This window comes from Pseudomonas sp. PWP3-1b2 (genome assembly GCF_049896045.1).
Lineage (GTDB): Bacteria > Pseudomonadota > Gammaproteobacteria > Pseudomonadales > Pseudomonadaceae > Aquipseudomonas > Aquipseudomonas antarctica_B.
The window spans coordinates 1-2,601 of the sequence record NZ_JAFCTN010000086.1; the positions used below are offsets into that span (position 1 = coordinate 1).

The window sequence follows — 2,601 nt, forward strand, 5'->3', positions numbered from 1 at the left end:
GGTCATCGTCAAGATTAAATTCCAGAACCCCTGTTTGCTAACGCAAACAGGGGTTTTGTTTTGGGCGGTCGGAAAGTGAAACAGAGCAAATCAGGGCGGTCTTCGGCGCTAAAGTCAGGCCATTTCTATGCAATGGCCTTACGCATGGCTATCATGCGTGCCTCATTGTGAGGCGATACTTGCATGCTGACGTTGTTGAAACTCTTGAAAGATGGCCGATTCCATTCCGGAGAAGCGCTGGGCGCTGCCCTGGGCGTCAGTCGTAGTGCTGTCTGGAAACAACTCCAGAATCTTGAGGCTGAATTAAATCTGCCCATCCATAAAGTTCGTGGCAAGGGGTATCAGCTTGCTTCGCCGCTGGTGCTGTTGAATGCTGAAGACATCGCCGAAAATGCCGCGCCTTTGACGTGGCCGATCCATATTTCAGAATCAATAGATTCGACAAACGCAGAAGCTTTGCGCCTTGTGGGTGGAGGCTGTTCCGCGCCATTTCTAGTGCTTGCCGAGCAGCAAACGGCGGGACGGGGGCGACGAGGTCGTACCTGGGTCAGCCCATTTGCGCAGAATGTGTATTACAGTTTTGTGTTGCGTATTGAGGGCGGCCTACGGCAATTGGAGGGTCTCAGTCTCGTTGTAGGGCTTGCAGTCATGCACGCGCTGCGAGGGGTGGGTGTACAAGGTGCGGCGTTAAAGTGGCCAAACGATGTGCTGGTTGGTCAGAAGAAAATTGCGGGTATCTTGCTCGAGCTGGTCGGGGATCCTGCTGATATCTGCCACGTTGTGCTGGGGATAGGCATTAATGTGAATATGCAGAAGGCTGAAGAGGTCGATCAGCAATGGACCTCTGTGGGGCTCGAAAAGGGGTCTCCGGTCGACCGTAATTATCTGGTTGCGAAACTGAGCCTGCAGCTGCAGGCCTACCTTGATCGGCATAAGTCCTCAGGGTTCGCCGCACTCCAGGACGAGTGGGAACAACATCACTTATGGCAAGGAAAAGCGGTGTCGCTCATTGCAGGTGTGAACCAGATAGATGGAGTGGTGCTTGGTGTTGATCGCCAGGGCGCCTTGCGTTTGAGTGTTGACGGTGTCGAGAAAATATACAGCGGTGGTGAGTTAAGCCTGAGGTTGCGTCATGATTCTTGAGCTCGACTGTGGAAATAGCTTTATCAAGTGGCGTGTACTTGAGTCGAGTAAGGCTGATGTCTCCGTAGGAGGGGTGGTTGGTTCTGATGTCGCATTGATTGAAAGCCTGATCGCGATTCCCGGTTTGTTGCTGACGCGTTGCCGTCTTGTGAGTGTTCGGGCGACGGAGGAGACCTGCAAGCTGGTAACGGCACTGGAGAGCGCCTTTGGTGTGACTGTATCGTGCGCGACGTCCGCGCGGGAGATGGCGGGAGTGCGCAACGGTTATGACGAGTTCGAGCGGCTAGGGCTTGATCGTTGGTTGGCAATGCTGGGTGGGTTTAAGTTAGCTTCGGGGGCGTGCCTGGTGCTTGATTTTGGCACCGCAGCAACTGCAGATTTTATTGCCGCCGATGGCGAACATCTTGGTGGGTTCATTTGCCCGGGAATGCCCCTGATGCGTAACCAGTTGCGCACGCACACACGCAAGATTCGCTATGACGACGCTGCTGCCGAAAGAGCTGTTGAGCGATTGTCTCCAGGTCGCACAACCGTGGAGGCTGTTGAGCGTGGTTGTACGCTGATGCTCAGAGGGTTCGTGCTCACTCAGCTTGAATTGGCCCAAACTTACTGGGGTGATGACTTCACCGTGTTCTTGACTGGCGGGGACGCTGACCTGGTCTCGGATGCGGTACCGCGGGCTCGGCTAGTGCCGGATCTGGTTTTTGTGGGTCTAGCGATGGCGTGCCCTTTGTCCTGAGGTATTTATGCGTTGGCTGTTTCTGCTTCTGCTCGTTCTCAATGCCTTTTATTACATTTGGCATCAACAAGAGGCTCCATTACGCGCCAAGGATGTCACTCCCCTGAGTCTTTACCGGGGTTCTCAGCAGGATATCCGGCTATTAAGCGAGTCTGCTGACTCCGTGGTGCGTCGCGATCGAGCAAAAGCTCCTGATGCGCAAAACACATGCCTTTATATCGGGGGGTTCGCTGATCAGCGGCAAGCTCAGTCGGTCGAGCAGCGCCTCATGAGTCTGGATATCAAGTCTAAAGTTCAGTTGCTGAATACACCTGAAGCTTCGGGGTACTGGCTTCGTGTCGCCCCGGAAAGCAGACGCCTGGCCGACGATCTACCCTTTGAAAACCTTGCTAAGGAATTCAATGAGTTAAAACATAAAATATTGTTGTGCGAAGGCGTTGCAACTCTCGAATAGTTTGCATAGAATGGCGCCCGCTTCGCAGTGAAGACCTTAACGGTCTACAGTGTGAAACGAAGGTCAACGCAGCTAACCTCATATTTTTAAATGAGAAAATGCTTGACAGAAGGCCGGCGTGATGTAGAATGCCGGCTCGCTTAGGAGGGGTTCCCGAGCGGCCAAAGGGATCAGACTGTAAATCTGACGTCTACGACTTCGAAGGTTCGAATCCTTCCCCCTCCACCATTTTTAGCGTGAGCTGCAAGCTCCGCGGGTATAGTTT

3 protein-coding genes and 1 tRNA gene are annotated in these 2,601 nt (G+C 53.5%); all 4 read left to right on the forward strand.

From position 1 onward, the window contains the following. The first annotated feature begins 183 nt into the window (after nt 1-183). Nucleotides 184-1,143, forward strand: a complete 960-nt coding sequence (gene birA / locus ACP7A2_RS27065) for a bifunctional biotin--[acetyl-CoA-carboxylase] ligase/biotin operon repressor BirA (RefSeq protein WP_426136844.1) — start codon at nt 184-186, stop codon at nt 1,141-1,143. Next, complete coding sequence (locus ACP7A2_RS27070; RefSeq protein WP_426136845.1) at nt 1,133-1,882, forward strand: pantothenate kinase; 750 nt, start codon at nt 1,133-1,135, stop codon at nt 1,880-1,882. The genes birA and ACP7A2_RS27070 overlap by 11 nt, the downstream gene beginning before the upstream one ends. A gap of 7 nt (nt 1,883-1,889) precedes the next feature. Further along, nucleotides 1,890-2,336, forward strand: a complete 447-nt coding sequence (locus tag ACP7A2_RS27075) for a hypothetical protein (RefSeq protein ID WP_426136846.1) — start codon at nt 1,890-1,892, stop codon at nt 2,334-2,336. A 143-nt stretch (nt 2,337-2,479) separates the two neighbouring features. Further along, nucleotides 2,480-2,564, forward strand: a tRNA-Tyr gene (locus ACP7A2_RS27080). Nucleotides 2,565-2,601: the final 37 nt, after the last annotated feature.

Coding starts and splice junctions, on each gene's coding strand:
- birA (WP_426136844.1), top strand. CDS start 184: ATGCTGACGTTGTTGAAACTCTTGAAAGATGGCCGATTCCATTCCGGA.
- ACP7A2_RS27070 (WP_426136845.1), top strand. CDS start 1,133: ATGATTCTTGAGCTCGACTGTGGAAATAGCTTTATCAAGTGGCGTGTA.
- ACP7A2_RS27075 (WP_426136846.1), top strand. CDS start 1,890: ATGCGTTGGCTGTTTCTGCTTCTGCTCGTTCTCAATGCCTTTTATTAC.